We start from the raw sequence: 23,323 nt of genomic DNA on the forward strand, positions 1-23,323 counted from the left end.
AGCATATGTCAGCAATACCTCGTAAGTTAACTTTCGCGGTGATTATCGGCAACCGGGGCTTCTTCCCCAGCTATCTGGTCGCCGACGCGCGCCGTGATGCGCAGGCGCTGTTCGATAGATTGGGCATCAACATCATTATGCTCAATGAAGATCAAACTCCTCTGGGTGGAGTCGAAAACTGGCGTGATGCCAAGGTGTGTGCCGAGCTATTTCGCAAGCACAGCGAAGAGATCCACGGTGTAGTGGTTATTCTGCCTAACTTTGGCGATGAAAAAAGTGTCTCGGATGCTATCCGCCTCTCTGGCCTGAAAGTGCCGGTACTGGTGCAGGCCGAAGAAGATGCGCTGGACAAAATGGGGTTGGCGACCCGTCGTGATAGCTTCTGCGGTAAAATTTCGCTGTGTAATAACCTGCGTCAATATGGCATTCCGTTCACTTTGACCAAACAGCATGTGTGCAGCCTGAACAGCGACATATTCAGTCATGACGTAGAGCAATTTGTGCAGTTGTGCCGCGTGGTTCACGCCATGAAACGCGTCCGAGTGGGGGCTATTGGTGCTCGCCCGACTAACTTTAATACTGTGCGCTACAGCGAAAAATTATTAGAAAATCTGGGTATTACGGTTGAAACCCTCGATTTGTCTGAAGTGTTCTTCCGCGTCGCTAACCTCAGTGATAACGATATTCGCGTGGGTGAAAAGTTGGCGCTATTAAAAGCCAATGGCGACACCAGCGCGATCCCGCAGGATAAGCTGCACAAAATGGCGAAGCTATTTGTGGTGATCAGTGAATGGATCATTGCTAATGATATTGATACCACCGCCATGCAGTGCTGGACCTCACTGCAACAGAATCTCGGGATTAATGTTTGCTCCATTATGAGTGTGATGTCTGGGCAGTTGATGCCAAGTGCCTGTGAAGTGGATGTGATGGGCGCACTATCAATGTATGCGCTGGCCAGTTGCTCGCTGGCTCCGGCATCAATTGCTGACTGGAATAATAACTTTGGTGCTGAACGCGATAAATGTGTGCTATTTCATTGCGGCAACTTTGCTAGCGAGAGTCTGGAAAGCTCAACTATGGGCACCGCTGATATTATCGGGACAACCGTTGGCTGTGAGAATACATGTGGTGCCGTTCATGGCCGTATGAAGTCTGGGCCATTAACCTATTTCCGCCTCTCTTCCGATGATTTTACCGGGCAAGTGCGGGCTTATGTGGGTGAAGGCCGCTCCGTCAGTGACGAGCTGGACACGGTAGGCTGCCGCGCGGTGGTGGAAGTGCCACAACTGGAGAGTTTACTCACGCATATCTGTAACAACGGTTTTGAGCACCATGTGGCGATGAATCATTCAGCCACAGCTCAAGTGTTACAAGAAGCATTCAGTAAATATCTGGGGGTTGATTGCTACTGGCATGCGAAGTAGGGGACTAAAACGCAGAGTGCGAGAGCTTTGCGATGAATCATTCCGCACCAAGGAGGGTGCGGCTATTGGGGTTACAGTAATGTCTCGGCGGTTAATCGATCGGTAATCAAGACATCAATATAGTGACCGGTCAGTGCGCCACGAATTGCGGCACTCTTGCCTACGCCACCCGCCAGCGCCACGACTCGTGGACAAGCACGTAATTGTGGCAGTGACATGCCAATCACCGGATCTTCTTCGTCGCTGAGCACGGCGTGACCGGCGGCATCAAAATAGTGCAGACATAAATCCCCCACCGCGCCGCGCTCCGCCAGTAACTTCAGCATCTCTTCATGGTAGTAGTTACCGGAGTTTTTCAATAATTGTGACGGCTCCAGATCGCCAACGCCCACTAATGCGAGGTCAACTTCAGCAAATTTATTCACTACGTCGGCCACTTCGCCACTGGAGATCAGACGGGCGCGATCTTCAGTGGAGCGCTCAATGCTCTGTGCTGGCAGCAAGTAGGCCGGGCAATTCAAAATATTTGCTAGGGCTTGAGTTAACAAGGTGGCCTGCACGTTACCGTTGGGGCCAACCCCGCCTAAGAGCTGAATGACGCCACTGGTTTTGATATTCAGCGGGTGAAGATTATCAACCATCGCACGGATAGTACTGCTCCATGAGGAGATACCGACCATATCATTGGGGCGAATACTGGTTTGCATATAGTGGGCAGCAGCGGAGCCAATAGCCTGTTTTAACTGGGCTGGGCTGGCGTCATCCGCCACATCAACCACTATGGCTTGGTCAATACCATACTGTTTTTGAATCTGTGACTCGATGCCAATAAACATATTGGCGGGCTGGATGACGCTGATTTTAACCACGCCCTCCTTGACGCAACGAGTTATCGCCCGGGATACGAAAGATTGAGACAAATGCAGGCTGTCGGCAATCTCTGATTGCTTCATGCCCTCGGTGTAATACAGCGTGGCTATTTTCACCAACAACCGTTGCTCATCTTGTCTCGACATGGTTCCATCCCGCTAAATACCTAAGTCGGTATTTTTATTCAAAGCTGAATAAATAACAAGCAGTACTGAATTCTCACTTTTCGGCCTCAATAACCACTGAGACTATATACCCACAGTTGTTAAGGTCATGTGCCAACAATAACCCTCCTGACGAACAGAGGATAATAGCGAAGGCCGTTGCCTCTATTGTGGTTCGGATGCTTGCTTTTTATCCGCACCAGCAGTTGGGCTATTTTCTGCCTCTTCGGCAGTTTCTGGTTGATCGGGCGGCGGCATAATGTCGTGAATCATCTGTTCATCAAAGCTGGGGTTTAGGGCTGGAGACAGCGGTGAACTCACCAAGCTATCAGGTATGGCCATATGTGGCAGTGGCGCATCATTAACAAATTCGTCTTGATCCTGCTTCACGGTTCTGCTGAGTGCTATCAAGCCCAGACCACAGAGCGAGAAGAACGCATACAGAATATTGCCACCCAGAGGGGCGATTAGCGCGCCCACAGCAAGTGGCCCGATACTGGCACCCACCCCGAATGACATCAGCAAACATGCCGCCAATGACACTCGTCGCTCAGGGGCAATTAGGTCATTCGCCAACGCCACCACTAATGGATAGAGTGTGAACTGCAACATGCTGACGATAAAGCCCACAACCAGTAAGAAGTGGAACGAAATATGGGGCACCAGCGCCAGTGGCAGGGCCGTTAATGCCAGTAATAACGCGTTAATTCGGATCAATAGCGTGCGGTTATAGCGATCTGACAACCAACTGAGTGGCAATTGAGCCACCAAACCGGCAAAAATAGATAACGCCATAAACAGCCCGGTCTCTTGCGTTGATAGCGATTGCAGGCTGGTATAGACCGGTGCTAGCCCATAAAACGAGCCAACAATCATGCCAATGACTAAGGTTGATGCCAGTATCTTGGGGATCGAGCGGATAAAGAATTTCAGCTCCATCGGGGCTGGAGACATCTGCTGGGCGTTACTGCGTGTGGTGAGTGCGACCGGGACCAGACAGAGGGCAAAAAATAGCGCAATAATTATCAGGGTGCTCAAACCTAGTTCGGGTTGGAGCATTAACACCACTTGGCCTAGCGCCATGCCTGCGTAGGTTGCCGCCATATAAAAACCAAACACTGTGCCGCGTTGATTGGACTCGGCCTGATCATTAAGCCAGCTTTCCAGCACCATGAATTGGCACATCATGCAGAGGCCAATGATCAAGCGTAGAATAACCCACGCGGGGATATATTCAGTAAGTCCATGGCTTAACACGGCAGCGGTGATAATACCGGCACAAGCTACATAAGCGCGAATATGCCCTACTCGGGCAATCAGGAAGTGGCCGACCTTACCGCCGATAACCAAACCAATATAGTTTGCGGCAATGATTGCCCCGATTAATGCTCCTGAGACATGGATGGCGGTCAAACGTAACGAGATATAGGTCGTCAGCAAGCCAGAGCCAAGCAACATCAAGACCGTTGCGCTATAAAGCGGGAAGAAGGCGTTAAGAATTTTTTTCACTGCCACGTCCTTAGTTCATCATCCCGGAAAAATGACTAGCACCACAGATGTCGCCAACTGGATCTCTTTGTTTCGATACTAACAGCTGAGTCCCTGAGGTAAAGCTTTGTACGGGAAAGTGCTTTTTTTCATTGCACCCTGCGAACTGTTTCGCATAACTGACAGCGGTTGTCGATCCGAGCTAAAGAAGTGCTACTATCGGCAGCGAAGATTTAATGACGGTGGGGGCAACAATGAGCGAAAAACAATTACGTCAGCTCAGTATTGCGGTCGGTGATAAATTGAAAGCGCGGGGGGGCTGGGTTACCTGCGCCGAATCCTGCACGGGTGGCTGGGTTGCCAAAGCGCTGACCGATATCGCAGGCAGTTCAGCGTACTTTGACCGTGGTTTTGTGACTTACAGCAATGCGGCAAAACATGATTTACTGGGTGTCGACGAAACCACTTTGGCAAATTTTGGGGCGGTAAGTGAAGCCGTGGTGCGTGAGATGGCAAAAGGGGCATTGAGAGCCGCCAACGCCGACTTTGCGATAGCTATCAGCGGTATTGCTGGGCCTGAGGGGGGCAGCGCCGATAAGCCAGTGGGTACGGTGTGGTTCGCTTTTGCGACACGCGAAGGGCAAGCCGCAGCACACAGGCAACTTTTATCTGGTGATCGTGACGCTGTAAGGCTGCAAGCGGCTGTTTTCGCACTACAAACACTATTCGATGATTTTCTGTAAAAATAGGCTTGATACTGTATGATTGTACAGTATAATTAGCGTTAATTTCCTGTACAAAACAACATTCAGTGGTGATGGCAGGGGCAACCCCGACATACCAGAGAGGGAGTAAAAATGGCTATTGATGAGAATAAACAAAAGGCGTTAGCAGCAGCACTGGGCCAAATTGAAAAACAATTCGGCAAAGGCTCTATCATGCGTCTTGGCGAAGACCGCTCAATGGATGTTGAAACCATCTCTACCGGTTCACTCTCTCTTGATATCGCATTGGGGGCTGGTGGCCTGCCAATGGGGCGTATTGTTGAGATTTATGGCCCTGAATCATCCGGTAAAACAACACTGACGTTACAGGTTATTGCTGCCGCACAGCGTGCAGGCAAGACCTGCGCATTTATCGATGCCGAGCATGCTCTTGACCCAATTTATGCCAAGAAATTAGGCGTAGATATTGATAACTTGCTGTGTTCTCAGCCAGATACTGGCGAGCAAGCACTGGAAATCTGTGACGCATTAACCCGCTCTGGTGCTGTTGACGTCATCATCGTTGACTCTGTGGCAGCACTGACACCCAAAGCTGAAATCGAAGGCGAAATTGGTGACTCTCACATGGGCCTCGCGGCGCGTATGATGAGCCAGGCCATGCGTAAATTGGCAGGGAACCTTAAGAACGCGAATACGTTGCTGATCTTCATCAACCAGATTCGTATGAAAATTGGCGTCATGTTCGGTAACCCTGAAACCACTACCGGTGGTAATGCGCTTAAGTTTTACGCCTCCGTACGTTTGGATATTCGTCGTATTGGTGCAGTAAAAGATGGCGATGTGGTTGTGGGCAGCGAGACTCGCGTTAAAGTCGTGAAAAACAAAATTGCCGCACCATTTAAGCAAGCTGAGTTCCAGATTCTGTACGGCGAAGGCATCAATATTAACGGCGAGCTGGTTGACTTGGGTGTTAAACACAAACTGATCGAGAAAGCTGGTGCATGGTATAGCTATAACGGTGACAAGATTGGTCAGGGTAAAGCGAATGCTAGCAACTACTTAAAAGAAAACCCAGCCGTTGCTGCTGAGTTAGATAAAAAACTGCGCGAAATGCTGCTCAACGGCGGTAACGGCGAGCAACCTGTAGCAACCGCAACAGTTGCCGACGAAACTGATGAAACCAGCGAAGAGTTTTAATTCCTCGGTTTAACAGCGTTAGCGAGTTAATTAGTTAGCAAATGGCCCAGAGATTGGGCCATTTTAATAAATAGCGGTTCGTATATAGCCTTCCATTTATATCCATCCCCAAATTAATTCGATACGTTGCTTGCAACTGCCACTTCAAGTAAGAAGGGTATTACCCAAAGTAATTGGAGTGACAGCAAGGCAGCAAACGAACGACAAGTCGGTCGAAGACCGGTTTGAACAGCATTTATGCTAGCCCGCAGGGTGAGCCTCAAGGATGAGGCTCATTAATCCCGATGAGCTGACATCAGTCAGTGATTCGGGTAAGCGAGAGCCGCTAACACCGCTGCCACTTCAAGTAAGAAGGGTATATGAATGACCTACTAAGTCGCGCTATGAGACTGCTCTCCCAACGCGATCATAGTGAATCTGAACTGCGTCGAAAACTCGCAGCTCAACCCTTTTCGGCCAAAGGCAATTGGGGGAAGCGCACGAATAGTGAAGGTGGCAAAATTGTCGACGATATCGATCCAAAAGTTATCGATCAGGTGATTGCGTATTGCTACCAACATGATTGGTTAGATGATTCCCGGTTTGCTACCAGCTACATTAATAGCCGTAGTCGTAAAGGATATGGCGCACAACGTATCCGCTCAGAATTGATGCAAAAAGGCGTCGATAAAGAGAGAATTCAAGCCGCATTTGAAATCAGTGAAATCGACTGGTGTAGACTCGCAAAAGAGGTGGCTCAGCGTAAATTTAGTGAAACTTTGCCTGTTGAATGGAAAGAAAAGGCTAAAGTTCAGCGTTATCTCCTCTATCGTGGCTTCTTCCAAGAAGAAATTCAGTCGATTTACAATGATTTTGCCGAATGAATGCACGTGGGATTTTACTTCCCCTCGAAGAAAATTTATCTTATTCCCACTTTTTGTTCGTGAGCTTACCCCGTGTGTTGCCAGTTACAGGCATACGATGTGCTCACGGACTATTCTTCTAGCTTGTTTCCGGGACAATTATGAGCAAGAGCACCGCTGAGATCCGTCAAGCGTTTCTCGATTTCTTCCATAGCAAGGGACATCAGGTTGTATCAAGCAGCTCTTTGGTCCCTAATAACGACCCTACGCTGTTGTTTACCAATGCCGGGATGAACCAGTTTAAGGACGTATTCTTAGGTTTAGATAAGCGGGCTTACTCCCGTGCGACAACCTCTCAGCGCTGTGTGCGAGCAGGTGGTAAGCATAATGACCTTGAAAACGTAGGTTATACTGCGCGTCATCACACCTTCTTTGAAATGTTGGGTAACTTCAGCTTTGGTGATTATTTCAAACATGACGCCATCAGTTTCGCGTGGGAATTATTAACCGGCGAGCAGTGGTTCAATTTACCTAAAGAAAAGCTTTGGGTGACTGTTTATGAAACTGACGACGAAGCCTACGAGATCTGGGCTAACGACGTTGGTATACCTCACGAGCGTATCATCCGTATTGGTGATAACAAAGGCGGTGCTTTTGCCTCAGATAACTTCTGGCAAATGGGTGATACCGGCCCTTGTGGCCCATGTACAGAGATTTTCTTTGACCATGGTGATCATATCTGGGGTGGCCCTCCTGGCTCGGCAGAAGAAGATGGCGACCGCTATATTGAGATCTGGAATATCGTCTTTATGCAGTTCAATCGGCAATCTGATGGCACAATGTTGCCATTGCCTAAGCCGTCAGTTGATACTGGCATGGGGCTTGAGCGTATTGCTGCGGTATTACAACACGTCAACTCTAACTACGAGATTGACTTGTTCCGTGATTTGATTACTGCGGTGGCTGATGTCACGGGGGCTACAGATCTTTCAAGTAAGTCACTGCGTGTCATCGCGGACCATATCCGTTCATGTGCTTTCCTGATCTCTGACGGTGTCATTCCATCAAATGAAAACCGTGGCTATGTTTTACGCCGCATCATTCGCCGTGCCATTCGTCATGGCAATATGTTGGGCGCTAAAGAAACTTTCTTCTATAAATTGGTTGCTCCATTGATCGCTGTAATGGGGTCTGCCGCTGATGAATTGAAGCATCAACAGGCAATGGTTGAGCAAGTTCTGAAAACCGAAGAAGAGCAGTTTGCGCGAACATTAGAGCGCGGTTTAGCTTTGCTGGATGAAGAACTCAGTAAATTGACTGGTGACACCCTCGACGGTGAAACCGCCTTCCGCTTGTATGACACCTACGGCTTCCCAGTTGATTTAACGGCTGATGTCTGCCGTGAGCGTAATCTGAAAGTGGATGAAGCGGGTTTTGAGCAAGCGATGGAGGCTCAACGCCGCCGCGCTCGTGAATCCAGTGGCTTTGGTGCAGACTATAACAGCCTGATTCGCGTTGATAGTGCGAGCCAGTTCTCCGGTTATGACCACGTGCACCAGCAAGCCACGGTTACGGCATTATTCCGTAATGGCGAGGCTGTTGATGAAATCCATGAAGGCGAAGAGGCGGTTGTCGTACTGAATCAAACGCCATTCTACGGTGAGTCTGGCGGGCAGGTTGGTGATACCGGTGAGCTGAAAAATGCGACTGCAACTTTCGCTGTCGCTGATACCCAGAAATATGGTCAGGCTATTGGGCATCTGGGGAAATTGACTCACGGCACTTTACGGGTAAACCACAGCATTGATGCTCAAGTTGATGTCACTCGGCGTAACCGTATTCGTCTGAACCACTCTGCAACTCATTTACTGCATGCTGCATTGCGTAAAACGCTGGGCGAGCATGTGGCGCAGAAAGGCTCCTTGGTGAATGACAAATATCTGCGTTTCGATTTCTCGCATTTTGAAGCAATGAAACCAGAACAAATTCGCTTGGTAGAAGATTTAGTTAACGAGCAGATTCGTCGTAACTTGCCCATTCAGACTGAAGTGATGGAACTGGATGCAGCGAAAGAAAAAGGTGCCATGGCCCTGTTTGGCGAGAAATATGATGATCAAGTGCGCGTCTTGAGCATGGGTGATTTCTCAACCGAACTTTGTGGTGGTATCCATGCGAGTCGTACTGGCGATATTGGCCTGTTCCGCATATTGTCAGAGTCAGGCACTGCTGCGGGCATCCGCCGTATTGAAGCTGTGACGGGTGAGGGTGCGATTGCATTGGTGCATCAGCAAAGTGACTTACTTCAGGATGTTGCTCACTTGGTAAAAGGTGATACCAATAATCTGACAGAGAAAGTCCGTGCAGTGCTCGATCGCAGCAAAATGCTTGAACGTGAACTCCAGCAGCTAAAAGATCAGCAGGCGGCTCAGGAAAGTGCCTCTTTGTCATCCAGCGCAAAGCTGGTCAGTGGCGTGAAACTTTTAGTGAGTCAGTTGGATAATGTTGAACCAAAAATGTTGCGTACTATGGTTGATGATCTTAAGAATCAACTGGGTTCGGCCATTATTGTGTTGGCAACGACAGCAGATGATAAGGTCAGCCTGATTGTTGGCGTAACCAAAGATCTTACGGGTAAAGTAAAAGCGGGCGAGTTAATCGCTGATATTGCCCAACAGGTAGGCGGTAAAGGCGGTGGACGCCCTGATATGGCTCAAGCAGGCGGTACTGATGTGCAGGCATTGCCATCAGCATTGGCAAGCGTAGAGGCATGGGTAGAATCCCGGCTATAAACAAGTAATGATCCATTAAATCAATACGCCATATCTCTGTGTTGGATATGGCGTTTTTCAATTTTCCTGTCATAGTTCGATAACAAAGTTAAACGCAAAGTTGTTTGCTTCAGCTAAACTTGTTTTAGGGATTAGTTAAAGACTCGACCAAGCTACTTACATTTTATGTGAATGTGATGGCTTACGTTTTCACGGTGTATGATGGATAATGGCGGGGAAACTGAGAGACCCGACTCTTTTAATTTTTCAAGGAGCAAAGAATGCTTATTCTGACTCGTCGAGTTGGTGAAACACTCATGATTGGCGATGAGGTTACGGTTACTGTATTAGGAGTTAAAGGCAACCAGGTTCGAATTGGTGTAAATGCTCCGAAAGAGGTTTCTGTTCACCGTGAAGAAATCTACCAGCGCATCCAAGCAGAAAAGTCTCAACCGACGACTTACTGATTTTGAAGCAGCGTCTCGTGTCAAACGAGGCGCTACTGCTGCTTATTCCCCTCGTTTCGTTGTTTTAGTCCCTTTTTGGGTTTTTTCTTCAGCTCTCATTCCTATTTTCGCCCTATTTGGCAGACTGCCGAGATAATTTCTTTTTTACCCCCATGACGGTTGCACCTCAATAAGTCCTATCTTGCCTGTTGATAAAACACTCTTTTCGGCGTCAAACTAGTCATGTTGCGTGTGAATTGTGCAAATGAACGTGAGTTGGGAAAAATTGTTTGACTTATAAGTGCGGGAAAGTAATATGTGCGCCACGCAGTGCCGATGAGCTTCTTCAAAAGCAAGTTAGGCACAATTCGAAAGAAGCGTATGGTGAGGTGGCCGAGAGGCTGAAGGCGCTCCCCTGCTAAGGGAGTATACGGTCAAAAGCTGTATCGAGGGTTCGAATCCCTCCCTCACCGCCATTTACTATGCACCCATAGCTCAGCTGGATAGAGTACTCGGCTACGAACCGAGCGGTCGGAAGTTCGAATCTTCCTGGGTGCACCATATTTTGCAGTATGGTGAAATAGTCAAATGAACATCAGGTAGTGTCAAAGAATTAATTGCACCCATAGCTCAGCTGGATAGAGTACTCGGCTACGAACCGAGCGGTCGGAAGTTCGAATCTTCCTGGGTGCACCATCTTCTCGGTCATACATCTTGTTGTTAGTTTCACTTGTTGAAACGCCTTCGTAAAACTAGAAACACAAAATCGCACCCATAGCTCAGCTGGATAGAGTACTCGGCTACGAACCGAGCGGTCGGAAGTTCGAATCTTCCTGGGTGCACCATATTAAGAAACCTCGCTACGGCGGGGTTTTCTGCTTTCTGGCTTTGCGCGACTCAACTGCTTGAAATCTTTTGACTCTCCAATCTTACTATTAACCGCCAAACTCACTTGTTTTCCTTATGAAGAATATGACCATACTTCAGTGGAAAATATTTTTTATTCATTAAATTCATATGATTATACAGTCAGCGACAATGTGGTTAGTTTGCGATAAAGTAGCTTTTCATTTTCTGCCTGGTCGTGGGGTCACGATGTACGATCATTATGATGGCCTGATCTTTGATATGGATGGCACCATTCTGGACACCGAGTCCACGCATCGTCAGGCATGGCGTCAGGTGCTCACACCTTACGGGATACATTTTGATGAGCAAGCCATGGTCGCTTTAAATGGTTCGCCTACTTGGCAAATTGCCCGCGTAATCATCGCTAATCATCAATCAGATCTAAACCCTCATTTATTGGCTGCGGAAAAAACTGCGCTGGTGAAAACGATGCTGCTGGATAATGTGAAGCCTCTGCCGCTCATAGACGTGGTTAAAGCCTATTATGGGCGTAAACCTATGGCTATAGGCACTGGGAGCGAACACTCTATGGCAGAGATGCTTTTACGGCATCTGGGTCTGCGAGACTATTTTGATGTGATTGTTGGTGCTGATGATGTCACCAAACACAAACCCGAGCCTGAGACATTCCTGCGTTGCGCAGAGCTACTCGGCGTGCGCCCGGATCACTGCGTGGTCTTTGAAGATGCTGATTTTGGTGTTGAGGCTGCGAAACGGGCGAATATGGCAATAGTTGATGTGCGCCTACTGTGAGTAGTACGCTAGCCATTGCTTCATTGTTTGGGAGTAGTTTTCTCAGCGCGACGCTCTTACCCGGAAATTCTGAAATTCTGTTAGTCACCCTACTAACGACAGGAAGTGCGCCCGCCATGGTGCTGGTGTTGTCTGCCACTGTTGGAAATACCTTGGGGGGGCTAACAAATGTTGTTATAGGGCGTTTATTACCGGAACTAAAGCCACAGCGTGGAATGAGTACAGCACTCGGCTGGCTTCAGCGTTTTGGGCCGGCAGCTTTGCTGCTGAGCTGGCTACCGATAGTGGGCGATTTGATGTGTGTGTTGGCAGGCTGGTTGCGTATGCCTTGGGCTCTTGTCGCTTTTTTTCTCTGTTTGGGAAAAGCATTGCGTTACATCGTGTTAACGGTGATCACGCTGCAAGGAATCGCTTGGTGGCAGTAAAGCATGTGACAAACTTACGTAGTCACATCTATGCAGTTTCAGTATGCTGACGAGTTATGGTTTTCAAGAGCGGGAGGTCGATTTGATCCCGGATGTATCACACGCGCTGACTTGGTTGGAAGCGCACCCTAAAGCCCTGAAAGGGATCCGTCGCGGTATCGAGCGGGAAACATTGAGAGTGACTGCCGATGGCCAATTAGCCTCGACGGGCCATCCAGAATCATTGGGTGCAGCACTGACACATCAATGGATTACCACTGATTTTGCTGAGGCATTGCTGGAATTTATTACGCCAGTCGATGGTGATATTGACCATCTACTGACGTTTTTACGTGATATCCACCGTTATACCGCCCGTAAATTGGGTGACGAGCGCATGTGGCCACTTAGCATGCCTTGTTTCATCGGGGCTGAGCAGGATATTGAGCTGGCTAAATATGGTTCTTCTAATATTGGTCGCTTCAAAACACTCTACCGTGAGGGTTTAAAAAACCGTTACGGGGCGTTGATGCAAACCATTTCAGGTGTGCACTATAACTTCTCTCTGCCGCTGGAGTTCTGGCAGGCATGGGCAGGTGTCACTGATGAGAAAAGTGGTAAAGAAGAGATTTCAGCGGGATATTTCCGCCTGATTCGCAATTACTATCGCTTTGGTTGGGTTATTCCTTATCTGTTTGGCGCATCACCGGCGATTTGCTCATCATTCCTGCAAGGGCGTGAGACTGCATTGCCGTTTGAACGCAACGATAAAGGGATGTGCTATTTACCTTATGCCACCTCATTGCGCTTGAGTGATTTGGGATATACCAATAAATCGCAAAGTAATTTGGGCATTACGTTTAATGACCTGAACACCTATGTTGCTGGGCTGAAGCGTGCGATTCAAACGCCATCAGAAGAGTATGCAGTACTGGGGCTTAAAGATGGCGATCATCACCTGCAACTGAATACCAATGTGTTGCAGATTGAAAATGAGCTCTACGCGCCTATCCGACCTAAGAGAGTGACTCGTGCGGGGGAGTCACCTTCTGATGCCTTGTTGCGTGGTGGCATTGAGTATATTGAGGTGCGTTCGCTGGACATTAACCCATTCTCTCCGATTGGTGTTGATGCGGTTCAGGCTCGTTTCCTCGACCTGTTCCTGATTTGGTGTGTGTTGGCAGATGCGCCTGAAATGAGCAGTGACGAATTACTGTGTACCCGTAAGAACTGGAATCGGGTCATTTTGGAAGGGCGTAAGCCAGGGCAAACAATTGGTATGGGATGTAACGATACCCGTGAGCCGCTGGAGAAAGTCGGTAAAGATCTGTTTGCAGACTTGCGCCGCGTGGCAGAAGTATTAGATGGAAAAGAGAGCACGCAGTATCAACAGGTCTGTGACGAACTGGTTGCGTCGTTTGATGACCCGAGCCTGACGTTCTCTGCGCGTATTTTGCAAGCGATGAAAGAAGGTGGTATTGGTGGTGTCGGTCTTGATTTAGCTGAGCACTACAGAACCCTGCTGCAAAGTGAGCCATTGGAGTTGCTGACAGAAGAGCAGTTGGTCGCAGAGGGCGAGGCGTCATGGCAGCGTCAACGTGAGATAGAACTGAAAGATAAGCTAAGCTTTGAAGAGTATTTGGTGCTTCACGGCGGCCAGTAAAAAGAAAAGGCCACATAACTTCTGTGGCCAAATTAACATCTCTGGTAAAACAGGGATGATGATAACAAATGCGCGTCTTTCACATATTAAGACGCGTGGGATAGAAAAAAGTTTCACCGGTTGCGAAAAAAGATCGAATAAAAATTACTTTTTTTATGAGGAGGTGACTAAATGCCATTATTGGATAGCTTTACCGTAGATCATACCATTATGAAAGCACCGGCAGTGCGTGTTGCTAAGACGATGAAAACCCCTCATGGCGACGAGATAACGGTATTTGATTTACGCTTCTGTGTGCCGAACAAAGAAGTGATGCCAGAGCGTGGGATTCACACGTTGGAACACCTGTTTGCGGGTTTCATGCGTAACCACCTTAATGGTAACGGTGTTGAGATTATCGATATCTCGCCAATGGGGTGCCGTACTGGTTTCTATATGAGCCTAATTGGTACGCCAGATGAGCAGCGGGTAGCGGATGCTTGGAAAGCGGCAATGGCCGATGTGCTGAAAGTAACGGATCAACGGAAAATTCCTGAGCTTAATGAATACCAGTGCGGGACTTATCATATGCACTCGTTGGAAGAAGCGCAGGAAATTGCCAAAGGTATTATCGACCGTGGTGTACGTATTAACCATAACGAAGAGCTGGCCTTGCCGAAAGAAAAACTGACTGAGCTGCATATTTAGTTTTAAGTTGGCATCTGTTTGATTTTAGGTGAGTGCAAAAGACGCTGAAAGGCGTCTTTTTTATGCTTACGAGGCCATGTTCGTGGTGTACTTAGACTGAATTGGAATGATCCTGAGAAACAATAGGTTTTACTCGCACCCGCTTAATCATATTTTCTTGCACATCCAGTACATCAATCAAATAATTGCCAATACGAACTTGAGTCTCTACCTGCGGAATTTCTTCCAGTGCTTCCAGTAACATGCCATTGATCGTGCGGGCATCAATGGGTAATGACCAGTTAAAGGCTTTGTTGAGTTCACGGACACTGGCGCTGCCCTCAATCAGCACTGAACCATCACTTTGCGGATTGACCTCTTCGGCAAGTGTAGGAGACATTGAAGTGGTAAAGTCACCAACGATCTCTTCCAGAATGTCTTCAACCGTCACCAGCCCTTGAATATCACCATACTCATCGACAATCACGCCGACTTTCTCTTTATTTCTCTGAAACTTCACCAATTGCACATTCAGCGGCGTACCCTCGGGGATAAAGTAGATTTCATCGGCTGCCCGCAGCAGGTTTTCTTTATTGAACTCTTTCTTTTCCGTCATGAGCCGATAGGCTTCTCGCACACGTAGCATACCTATTGCATCATCCAATGATTGGCGATACAGCAAAATACGACCGTGAGGAGAGTGGGTGAGTTGGCGCATGATTGATTTCCAATCATCATTGATGTCAATGCCTACCACCTCATTACGCGGCACCATAATGTCACTGACCGTGACCTTTTCCAGATCCAGTACGGATATCAGCATATCTTGATTACGGCGGGAAATTTGTGATTGGGATTCATTCACAATGCTGCGTAATTCATCTTTGCTGACTGCATCGCTGCGGTGCACATTCCCACGAATACCACATAGACGCATCAGCCCACGAGTGATGGTATTGAGTAACCATACCAGCGGTAGCATGATTTTCTGCAAGGGAGCCAGCAGGACGCTGCTGGGAAACGCAACACGCTCAGGATAAAGGGCCGCGATAGTTTTCGGCATCACTTCAGCAAAAACCAGCACAACAAAGGTAAGTACCCCGGTTGCGATGGCGACTCCGGCATTTCCGTATAAGCGGATGCCCACGATAGTCGCGAGTGCTGAAGCTAGAATATTAACCAGATTGTTACCGATCAAAACCAAACTTATCAGGCGGTCAGGGCGGCGCAGCAGCTTCTCAACCCGGCGAGCGGCACGATTACCTTGCTTGGATAAGTGGCGCAGACGATAGCGGTTAAGTGTCATCATGCCAGTTTCAGAAGCAGAAAAATAAGCCGAAACCACGACCATGATGACAAGAATGATGATCAGCGTACTCGTTGAGACATGATCCAACACAGTGTTCCTTAATGGAGGTGAAGGACCCTGTCAGCTAAGCAGGGCCATGTGTGGATGGTAATAACTGACTAAGAAACCATGATTTCCTGAACCAGGCGGCTACCAAAATAAGCTAGCGTAAGCAGAAATGCGCCGGCAAAACTGAACCAAATCACTCTACGCCCGCGCCAGCCTTCATGGTAATGGCCCCACAGTAAAACAATATAGACAAACCATGCCATGATCGATAACACCGCTTTATGGACGTTCTCTTTACTGAATATGTTGTCCATGTAAAGCAAGCCAGTACAGAGGGTGAGTGTAAGCAATACCACACCAATCTGGGTAATATGGAACATTTTGCGCTCAATGCTCATCAATGGTGGCATGTCGGTATTAAAGGTCACTTTCTTATTCTTTAGCTGATAATCGAGCCACGCCAACTGTAGTGCATAGAGTGCCGCGATGATAAGTGTCGCATAAGCAAAGAGTGCCAGCCCAATGTGGACAAATATTGTGGGGCTGGCCTCTAGGTGGGTAATAAATTCACCGGGGAGCAAGCTGGCAAGGGCCAGATTGATCATGGCAAAACTGTAAACAATGGGCAGCAAGAACCAGCCGCGTCCCTGTGAGGCGACAATAGTCATGATTGAACAGATCATCAGCCCGACAATAGAGCCGATATTCAATAAAGTGAGATTTTGACCACCACCAACATCAAATATCTGATGCTTCAGCGCAATAGCATGGCACACTAGCGCAACGACAGCAGAAATCAGCGCTAACCGTCGGTAAGCACTATTTTTCTGCACCAAGCTTGGGACAATCAAGCCCAGACTGAGCGAATAAGCGATCAAAGCCAAAATGGAGAACACGGGCATAGCGTTATATAAGCATCGGCTAAGTGAATTAGATTGCCAGTATAGCGTTGAGCGCGTCCTGCTCCAACCGTTCTCCGACGTGAGGGCAGAGATCGTTTACGCTTCGTGTTATAATCCTCCTATTGTGTCGCCAGAGCGGCCTGTTTCCACGTTGAGTATGAGACAATGTTTGAGAACTTAACTGATCGATTGTCGCGCACACTGCGCAATATCAGCGGCCGTGGCCGGCTGACAGAAGAAAATATTAAAGAAACGCTACGTGAAGTGCGCATGGCGTTACTGGAAGCTGACGTTGCTCTGCCGGTTGTTCGTGACTTTATCAACCGGGTAAAAGAGCGTGCTGTCGGGCATGAGGTGAATAAAAGCCTTACGCCAGGGCAGGAATTCGTCAAAATAGTTAAAAATGAACTTATTGCCGCTATGGGCGAGGTCAATAACGAACTGAATCTGGCCGCGCAACCGCCAGCAGTAGTGTTAATGGCGGGTCTACAAGGGGCGGGTAAAACTACCAGTGTCGCCAAACTGGGTAAGTTCCTTAAAGAGAAACACAAGAAAAAAGTGCTGGTGGTCTCTGCCGACGTCTATCGCCCTGCGGCGATCAAACAGCTAGAAACGCTGGCACAACAGGTTAGCATCGATTTCTTCCCGTCTGATGTGCAAGAGAAACCGATTGATATCGTTAATCGCGCTCTGCAACAGGCAAAGCTAAAGTTTTATGATGTTCTGATTGTCGATACCGCTGGTCGTCTGCACGTTGATGAAGCGATGATGGACGAGATCAAACAGATTCATGCCGCGATTAATCCGGTTGAAACGCTGTTTGTTGTTGATGCCATGACCGGGCAGGATGCTGCGAATACCGCAAAAGCTTTCAATGAAGCACTGCCCCTCACGGGGGTGGTACTGACCAAAGTTGATGGCGATGCTCGTGGTGGTGCTGCGTTGTCTATCCGCCATATTACCGGCAAGCCGATTAAATTCCTCGGTGTCGGTGAGAAAACTGAAGCGCTTGAGCCGTTCCATCCCGATCGCGTGGCTTCACGTATTCTGGGGATGGGCGACGTTCTCTCCCTGATTGAAGACATTGAGAGCAAAGTTGACCGCGCACAGGCGGAAAAACTGGCAACCAAGCTGAAGAAAGGCGATGGCTTCGATCTGAATGACTTCCTCGATCAGCTCAAGCAGATGCGTAACATGGGCGGTATGGCCAGCATGTTAAGTAAAATGCCGGGTGCGGGTCAGTTGCCAGAAAATGTGAAATCGCAGATGGATGATAAGGTAACAGTGCGCATGGAGGCCATCATCAACTCGATGACGCTGAAAGAGCGCGCAAAACCAGAAATCATCAAAGGTTCACGTAAGCGCCGCATTGCTACCGGTTCTGGTGTGCAGGTGCAGGACGTTAACCGCCTGCTGAAGCAGTTCGATGAAATGCAGCGCATGATGAAGAAAATGAAAAATGGCGGGTTGGCTAAAATGATGCGTGGCATGAAAGGTATGATGCCACCGGGTTTCCCAGGTCGCTAAACGTCATTTCACGCTGTGAGGTTCGCCAGTGTGAGATGTGTGAAGATTTCCCGCTGAAAACGGCGGTAAACGAAGGAAATTGCACTCATTACAAAACTAGCGCATAGGAATCTACGCTTTAGATTGCTTTTTGCGCCAAAATGAGTAAAATTTTCGGGCTTTTTATATTGCAACTGGACCCCGTTCCCCGATGGGGTCCAGTTGTTTTATTAACTAAAGAGGATGTTATGGTAACAATTCGTTTGGCTCGTGGCGGCGCTAAAAAGCGTCCGTTCTATCAAGTAGTAGTGACCGACAGCCGTAATGCTCGTGACGGTCGTTTCATCGAACGTGTAGGCTTCTTTAACCCGATCGCATCTGGTCAGGCTGAAGCTCTGCGTTTAGATCTAGACCGTATCGAACATTGGATCGGCCTGGGTGCTACCGTTTCTGATCGCGTATCTGCGCTGATCAAAGACGCTAAGAAAGCAGCTTAATCTGTCGCGGTGGTGGTTATTATGAGCAAGCAACTCAATCCAGTCGTTCCCGAACAGCCGATTGTTCTCGGTAAAATGGGGTCGACTTACGGCATTCGCGGTTGGCTCAGAGTATTTTCATCCACCGAGAACGCCGAAAGCATTTTCGATTACCAGCCATGGTTTATCCAGCAGGCCGGTAAGTGGCAGCATGTCGAGTTGGAAGACTGGAAGCGCCACAGTCAGGATCTGATCATCAAAGTTAAAGGTGTTGATGATCGGGATGCCGCGAATTTACTGACTAATTGCGAAATTATCGTAGATTCCAAACAGCTACCCGCACTGGAAGAGGATGATTACTACTGGAAAGACCTCATGGGTTGTCAGGTAGTAACAACCACGGGTTACGAACTGGGTAAAATCATCGATATGATGGAAACCGGTTCTAACGATGTGATGGTAGTGAAAGCAAACCTGAAAGATGCATTCGGTATGAAGGAGCGGTTGGTCCCGTTTCTTCATGGGCAGGTTATCAAGAATGTCGATCTCACTGCTCAACGTGTTGAAGTAGATTGGGATCCTGGTTTTTGACCTCCGAATTAAACGGCAAAAGTGAGTGGAACAAAACAATGTGGATCGGTGTTATTAGCCTGTTTCCAGAGATGTTCCGCGCAATAACCGATTACGGGGTAACTGGCCGGGCAGTAAAAAATGGCCTGCTGAGCGTGCAGTGTTGGAGTCCTCGTGACTTTACCTACGATCGGCATCGTACCGTGGATGATCGCCCCTACGGCGGTGGCCCGGGAATGTTGATGATGGTGCAACCGTTAAGGGAAGCCATTCATGCAGCAAAAGCAGCGGCAGGCGAGGGAGCAAAGGTGATTTATCTGTCACCTCAAGGGCGCAAACTGGACCAACAGGGTGTTTGCGAACTGGCGATGAATCAGAAAATGATTTTGGTTTGTGGTCGGTACGAAGGAGTTGATGAGCGCGTAATCAAAACCGAAATTGATGAAGAGTGGTCAATTGGTGATTACGTTCTCAGCGGTGGCGAGCTACCGGCAATGACCCTGATCGATTCAGTATCCCGATTTATACCGGGCGTGCTAGGTCATCAGGCTTCAGCTGAAGAAGATTCTTTTGCTGACGGGTTGCTGGATTGCCCACACTACACTCGTCCTGAGGTGTTAGAAGGGATGGAGGTTCCGCCAGTATTACTGTCGGGTAACCATGCCGAGATTCGTCGCTGGCGCTTAAAGCAGTCGCTGGGCCGTACCTGGCTTAGAAGACCTGAACTTCTAGAAAGCCTAGCTCTGACTGACGAGCAAATGGTGTTGCTGGCTGAGTTCCAACGGGAACATAAGCCCTGAGCAACAGAACTATCAAAGGAGCATTGCACTACGTGCTAATGATCCTGATATATCAGTTTACCTAGGGTAAGAGACTTATTATGAGCAATATTATCAAGCAAATCGAACAAGAGCAGATGAAACAGGACGTACCTGCATTCCGTCCGGGTGATTCCGTGGAAGTTAAGGTATGGGTTGTTGAAGGTGCTAAAAAGCGTCTGCAGGCATTCGAGGGCGTGGTTATCGCTATTCGTAACCGCGGTCTGCATTCTGCGTTCACCGTTCGTAAAATTTCCAACGGCGAAGGTGTTGAGCGTGTATTCCAAACTCACTCCCCAGTAATCGACAGCATTACTGTGAAACGTCGTGGTGCCGTTCGTCAAGCGAAACTGTACTATCTGCGTGAGCGTACTGGTAAGTCTGCTCGTATTAAAGAGCGTCTTAACCGTATTAACTAAGATACAGCTCAGGCTTCATCCAAAAGTTAATAGTTATGAAGGGGTTAGCCATGTGCTAACCCCTTTTTTTATTTATTTTTGTGGCGACAAAATGGCAACAGAGATTTCAGTGCAGAAAATAAGTAGTGGAAATGGGGGGATATCTGGGGGAACTAGCGTGGCATTACACCACGCTAAGGATATTCATGAATAATTACAGGCCGTACACCAGAGTGACTGATGTTGTGGTATCCGTATTTTTTGGCGCACTGGCCGGTGGCTTGGTGTTATAGGTCACAACATAAGCTAAGCGCAATGCGAAGCTTTTATTGATGGCGACATTCAATGCTGTTTCTGAGTTCAGTGTCGTTTCTTCGTTCGCTAATGCTGAAACCCCTTCACTGAATACTGTGTTATCAGTCAACTGATAAGTATAGTTTGCACCGCCATAAGCTAATGCCTTAGTCGCGCGGCCACCTTCATAAAACTCATCGTGGCGAACACCGGGACCAAACTCCACCCGCAGGTTATGCAGCGGCGTGGTCATAATCTGGCGGCCGTAACCTGTCGTTAATACCGAACGGGAATCAAAACCGTTGTAACGGTCATTCAACCAGCTGGCTTGTCCAAACAGATAGTTACGATCCGTCAGATTGTAACGAGTACGTCCACCTAATTGATAACGTTCGGAAGAGCGCTGATCGTTCGCGCTGGTATTGCGCGCAGCGCCCCACAAACTGTAGGCCGTATTGGGCTGGAACCACGTCAACGTTGAGTTAGCGGTCAGTGTTGAGTTAGTCGTATTACCTGATTGAGCGGTATAACCAGCCTCGACCGTACCATCGAAGCTCTTCTTGGCTGTGGCTGGATCGTCTAAGGCAGTAAAAACAGTGGCGTCAGCAAGAACTGATAGGCTGACTAGGGATAATGCGAGTGTGCTGATTTGAAACGGCAACGCCCTGGTATGACGCAAAGAAAACATAATAGGTCCATGGTGAAAAAAAGTAATGTTTGTGATGCGGCCCGCATTGTAGCAGTTGTGATCCAACTTATTCAGAAGATATTTCAGATTGAATAATTAATTATAATGAGGTGGTTTTAACGATGAGTTCATTCTTAAAATCTAATAAAAATCGGTACATTCTCTTTTTGCTCAGCGTGATGACGTAATAAAAAAGTGTTTTTTCGCAGATTAAAATTTTGATGTCCCATAAATAAAGAGACCAGAAATATAAACTGGTCTCTTCACATCCCATCCATGACAGCTTTTATCAGTGATTACATAAAAGTCGTCACCAGCAGGTAACCCGTAATACAGGAGCAGATAACACCGATAAGTCCCGGAATAATAAAGCTATGATTAATAATAAATTTACCAATCTTGGTGGTCCCGGAGCGATCAAAACCGATACAAGCCAAGTCACTTGGGTAGGTCGGTAGAACAAAATAGCCATAAGCTGCCGGGAAGAATGCAATCAGCATTTTGGGATCAACACCGAGCTGCAAGCCCATTGGTGCAATAGCTGCCAATGCGGCTGCCTGACTGTTAACCAGCTTGGAAACCAAGAATAGAACAATGGCATACGTCCATGGCTGACTTTTCACGACATCTTCCAATACGAGTTTCAAATCCCCCATATGGGCTTGGAAGAAGGTATCGCTCATCCAGGCAACACCAAATACTGAGAAAATGGCGACCATACCGGCTTTAAATACAGCGCCGTTAGAGATATCGCTAGGCTTAACTTTGCAGCCAATAAGAATAACTGCGCCTGCAATCAGCATCATCATCTGAATAACCAGATTCATCGACAGCGATTGCATTTTGCCTTTAACCTCAAATGCAGGACGCAGGTCAGCAAAAGCACCGAGTAATACCACAATGACGATAGCGGCGAAGAATATCCAGGTAGACCAATAAGCTTGCTTCGGAAAAACTTGATTTAATAAGGTATCTGTTGAGCCATAGATAAAGGCACGTTGCTCTGGATCTTTAATTTTCTCCTGAAAATCAGGGTCTTTATCCAGATCTTTACCGCGACGCAGGCTCCACAATGCGGCCATCAACACCCCAACTAAAGAGGCTGGGACTGAAACGGCCAGAATTTCCAGAATGCTGTACGCATGGCCAATGCCGTGGTTGGCTCCAATAATTGATACCAATGAAACTACCGCTACCGAGACGGGAGATGCGGTAATTGCCATTTGTGATGCGACAGATGCCACTGCCATTGGTCGTTCTGGGCGAATCCCTTTTTTAATTGCGATGTCTGAAATAATAGGGAACATGGTATAAACGACATGCCCTGTACCACATAAAAAGGTTAATGACCATGTAGTGAATGGAGCTAGTAGCGTAATATGCTGAGGGTGTCGACGTAATAATCGCTCAGCAAATTGCATCATGACATTTAATCCACCGGCAGTTTGTAATACAGACGCACAACCAATGACGGCTAATATTGTCAGCATCACATCAACGGGGGGTTTACCGGGTTCGAGTCCAAAGATAAAGGTCAGAATAAATAAGCCAATACCACTTATTAACCCCAGCCCCATACCTCCGTAGCGCGTGCCGGCTAATAGACATAAGATTATAATTATAAATTGTAGTGTTATCATAATATTACCTTGCTTCCAACATGAATAAAAATTCGGTTGTGTATTCGCTGGTTTTAAGCAATGAGCATGGCTCTTACTTGATTTTCTCTATCAGAGCACGGATCGCATTGATTAAAACTTGGCTAATATCAAGGGAGTATTGTTTAGTTATGTAATTAATTAAATCTGAGATCTGCCTCTATTTTTATATCAGATTAGACTTTTCTAATTAATTAAAGTGGCGTCGAAAGATTGAGGTGGAATATAAGGGTTAATTGTAAAAGTAATGTATTAATATTGTTTTAATTTGACGAGTTAATTAATCCACCGATAACCTCTATTAACTTGTTTATTTCTGTTTTAGCTCATTAAC

General features: G+C 47.6%; 21 protein-coding genes and 4 tRNA genes. 19 read left to right on the forward strand and 6 right to left on the reverse strand.

The features are described from left to right. The first annotated feature begins 5 nt into the window (after positions 1-5). Positions 6-1,427, forward strand: a complete 1,422-nt coding sequence (locus HRD69_RS09945) for an L-fucose/L-arabinose isomerase family protein (protein ID WP_004876461.1) — start codon at positions 6-8, stop codon at positions 1,425-1,427. Positions 1,428-1,498: 71 nt separating this feature from the next. Here the strand turns inward: HRD69_RS09945 and HRD69_RS09950 are convergent, their stop codons facing one another. Both HRD69_RS09950 and HRD69_RS09955 read right to left on the reverse strand, forming a co-directional pair. Continuing rightward, positions 1,499-2,443, reverse strand: a complete 945-nt coding sequence (locus HRD69_RS09950) for a sugar-binding transcriptional regulator (protein WP_004876459.1) — start codon at positions 2,441-2,443, stop codon at positions 1,499-1,501. A 183-nt stretch (positions 2,444-2,626) separates the two neighbouring features. After that, positions 2,627-3,970, reverse strand: coding sequence for an MFS transporter (locus HRD69_RS09955; RefSeq protein WP_032815140.1), 1,344 nt, complete (start codon positions 3,968-3,970; stop codon positions 2,627-2,629). Between the two features lie 233 nt (positions 3,971-4,203). Here HRD69_RS09955 and pncC point away from each other — a divergent pair, with 233 nt between their 5' ends. The 13 genes from pncC to luxS all read left to right on the forward strand — a co-directional run bounded on the left by pncC (position 4,204) and on the right by luxS (position 14,343). After that, entirely contained in the window at positions 4,204-4,692 is a 489-nt protein-coding gene (gene pncC, locus HRD69_RS09960) for a nicotinamide-nucleotide amidase (protein WP_032815139.1), read from the forward strand. Between the two features lie 114 nt (positions 4,693-4,806). Further along, entirely contained in the window at positions 4,807-5,871 is a 1,065-nt protein-coding gene (gene recA / locus HRD69_RS09965; protein ID WP_004876454.1) for a recombinase RecA, read from the forward strand. A 359-nt stretch (positions 5,872-6,230) separates the two neighbouring features. Further along, on the forward strand, positions 6,231-6,734 hold the full coding sequence (recX, locus tag HRD69_RS09970; RefSeq protein WP_032815655.1) for a recombination regulator RecX: 504 nt from the start codon (positions 6,231-6,233) through the stop codon (positions 6,732-6,734). A gap of 140 nt (positions 6,735-6,874) precedes the next feature. After that, positions 6,875-9,502, forward strand: a complete 2,628-nt coding sequence (alaS, locus tag HRD69_RS09975) for an alanine--tRNA ligase (protein WP_004878233.1) — start codon at positions 6,875-6,877, stop codon at positions 9,500-9,502. Between the two features lie 260 nt (positions 9,503-9,762). Continuing rightward, positions 9,763-9,948 (forward strand): carbon storage regulator CsrA, encoded by a 186-nt coding sequence (csrA, locus tag HRD69_RS09980; protein WP_002209449.1) that lies wholly within the window; start codon positions 9,763-9,765, stop codon positions 9,946-9,948. Between the two features lie 362 nt (positions 9,949-10,310). Continuing rightward, a tRNA-Ser gene (locus HRD69_RS09985) sits at positions 10,311-10,403 on the forward strand. A gap of 8 nt (positions 10,404-10,411) precedes the next feature. Beyond that, positions 10,412-10,488: transfer RNA gene (locus HRD69_RS09990), tRNA-Arg, on the forward strand. 58 nt (positions 10,489-10,546) lie between these two features. Next, a tRNA-Arg gene (locus HRD69_RS09995) sits at positions 10,547-10,623 on the forward strand. A 72-nt stretch (positions 10,624-10,695) separates the two neighbouring features. Then, positions 10,696-10,772 (forward strand) — tRNA-Arg (locus tag HRD69_RS10000). 250 nt (positions 10,773-11,022) lie between these two features. Then, the gene (gene yqaB, locus HRD69_RS10005; RefSeq protein ID WP_004877250.1) at positions 11,023-11,589 is read left to right on the forward strand and encodes a fructose-1-phosphate/6-phosphogluconate phosphatase; all 567 of its coding nucleotides are present in this window, start codon (positions 11,023-11,025) and stop codon (positions 11,587-11,589) included. Continuing rightward, a complete protein-coding gene (locus HRD69_RS10010) occupies positions 11,586-12,014 on the forward strand; it encodes a YqaA family protein (protein WP_032815385.1) in 429 nt (142 codons plus the stop codon). The genes yqaB and HRD69_RS10010 overlap by 4 nt, the downstream gene beginning before the upstream one ends. A 43-nt stretch (positions 12,015-12,057) precedes the next feature. After that, positions 12,058-13,656, forward strand: coding sequence for a glutamate--cysteine ligase (gshA, locus tag HRD69_RS10015; RefSeq protein ID WP_004877246.1), 1,599 nt, complete (start codon positions 12,058-12,060; stop codon positions 13,654-13,656). A gap of 171 nt (positions 13,657-13,827) precedes the next feature. Then, complete coding sequence (gene luxS, locus HRD69_RS10020; protein ID WP_004877244.1) at positions 13,828-14,343, forward strand: S-ribosylhomocysteine lyase; 516 nt, start codon at positions 13,828-13,830, stop codon at positions 14,341-14,343. A gap of 91 nt (positions 14,344-14,434) precedes the next feature. Here the strand turns inward: luxS and HRD69_RS10025 are convergent, their stop codons facing one another. Continuing rightward, entirely contained in the window at positions 14,435-15,718 is a 1,284-nt protein-coding gene (locus HRD69_RS10025) for an HlyC/CorC family transporter (RefSeq protein WP_161597843.1), read from the reverse strand. A 71-nt stretch (positions 15,719-15,789) separates the two neighbouring features. After that, positions 15,790-16,581, reverse strand: coding sequence for a cytochrome C assembly family protein (locus HRD69_RS10030; RefSeq protein ID WP_004877240.1), 792 nt, complete (start codon positions 16,579-16,581; stop codon positions 15,790-15,792). Positions 16,582-16,746: 165 nt separating this feature from the next. Here HRD69_RS10030 and ffh point away from each other — a divergent pair, with 165 nt between their 5' ends. The 5 genes from ffh (at position 16,747) to rplS (ending at position 20,370) form a co-directional block, all read left to right on the forward strand. Next, positions 16,747-18,108, forward strand: coding sequence for a signal recognition particle protein (ffh, locus tag HRD69_RS10035; RefSeq protein ID WP_004877238.1), 1,362 nt, complete (start codon positions 16,747-16,749; stop codon positions 18,106-18,108). A 227-nt stretch (positions 18,109-18,335) separates the two neighbouring features. Next, positions 18,336-18,584 carry a 30S ribosomal protein S16 gene (gene rpsP / locus HRD69_RS10040; RefSeq protein WP_004877236.1) on the forward strand — a complete coding sequence of 83 codons (249 nt, stop codon included), beginning with the start codon at positions 18,336-18,338 and terminating at the stop codon, positions 18,582-18,584. A gap of 21 nt (positions 18,585-18,605) precedes the next feature. Next, entirely contained in the window at positions 18,606-19,154 is a 549-nt protein-coding gene (gene rimM, locus HRD69_RS10045; RefSeq protein WP_032815382.1) for a ribosome maturation factor RimM, read from the forward strand. 38 nt (positions 19,155-19,192) lie between these two features. Next, on the forward strand, positions 19,193-19,933 hold the full coding sequence (gene trmD / locus HRD69_RS10050) for a tRNA (guanosine(37)-N1)-methyltransferase TrmD (protein ID WP_004877231.1): 741 nt from the start codon (positions 19,193-19,195) through the stop codon (positions 19,931-19,933). Positions 19,934-20,013: 80 nt separating this feature from the next. Further along, complete coding sequence (rplS, locus tag HRD69_RS10055; protein ID WP_004877229.1) at positions 20,014-20,370, forward strand: 50S ribosomal protein L19; 357 nt, start codon at positions 20,014-20,016, stop codon at positions 20,368-20,370. Between the two features lie 193 nt (positions 20,371-20,563). On the opposite strand, the gene HRD69_RS10060 is transcribed toward rplS, so the two are convergent. Both HRD69_RS10060 and HRD69_RS10065 read right to left on the reverse strand, forming a co-directional pair. After that, positions 20,564-21,331 (reverse strand): DUF481 domain-containing protein, encoded by a 768-nt coding sequence (locus tag HRD69_RS10060; RefSeq protein WP_004877227.1) that lies wholly within the window; start codon positions 21,329-21,331, stop codon positions 20,564-20,566. A 296-nt stretch (positions 21,332-21,627) separates the two neighbouring features. Further along, a complete protein-coding gene (locus HRD69_RS10065; RefSeq protein ID WP_032815380.1) occupies positions 21,628-22,971 on the reverse strand; it encodes an anaerobic C4-dicarboxylate transporter in 1,344 nt (447 codons plus the stop codon). Between the last annotated feature and the right edge of the window lie 352 nt (positions 22,972-23,323).

The sequence above is a fragment of the Yersinia mollaretii ATCC 43969 genome, assembly GCF_013282725.1.
Taxonomy (GTDB): domain Bacteria; phylum Pseudomonadota; class Gammaproteobacteria; order Enterobacterales; family Enterobacteriaceae; genus Yersinia; species Yersinia mollaretii.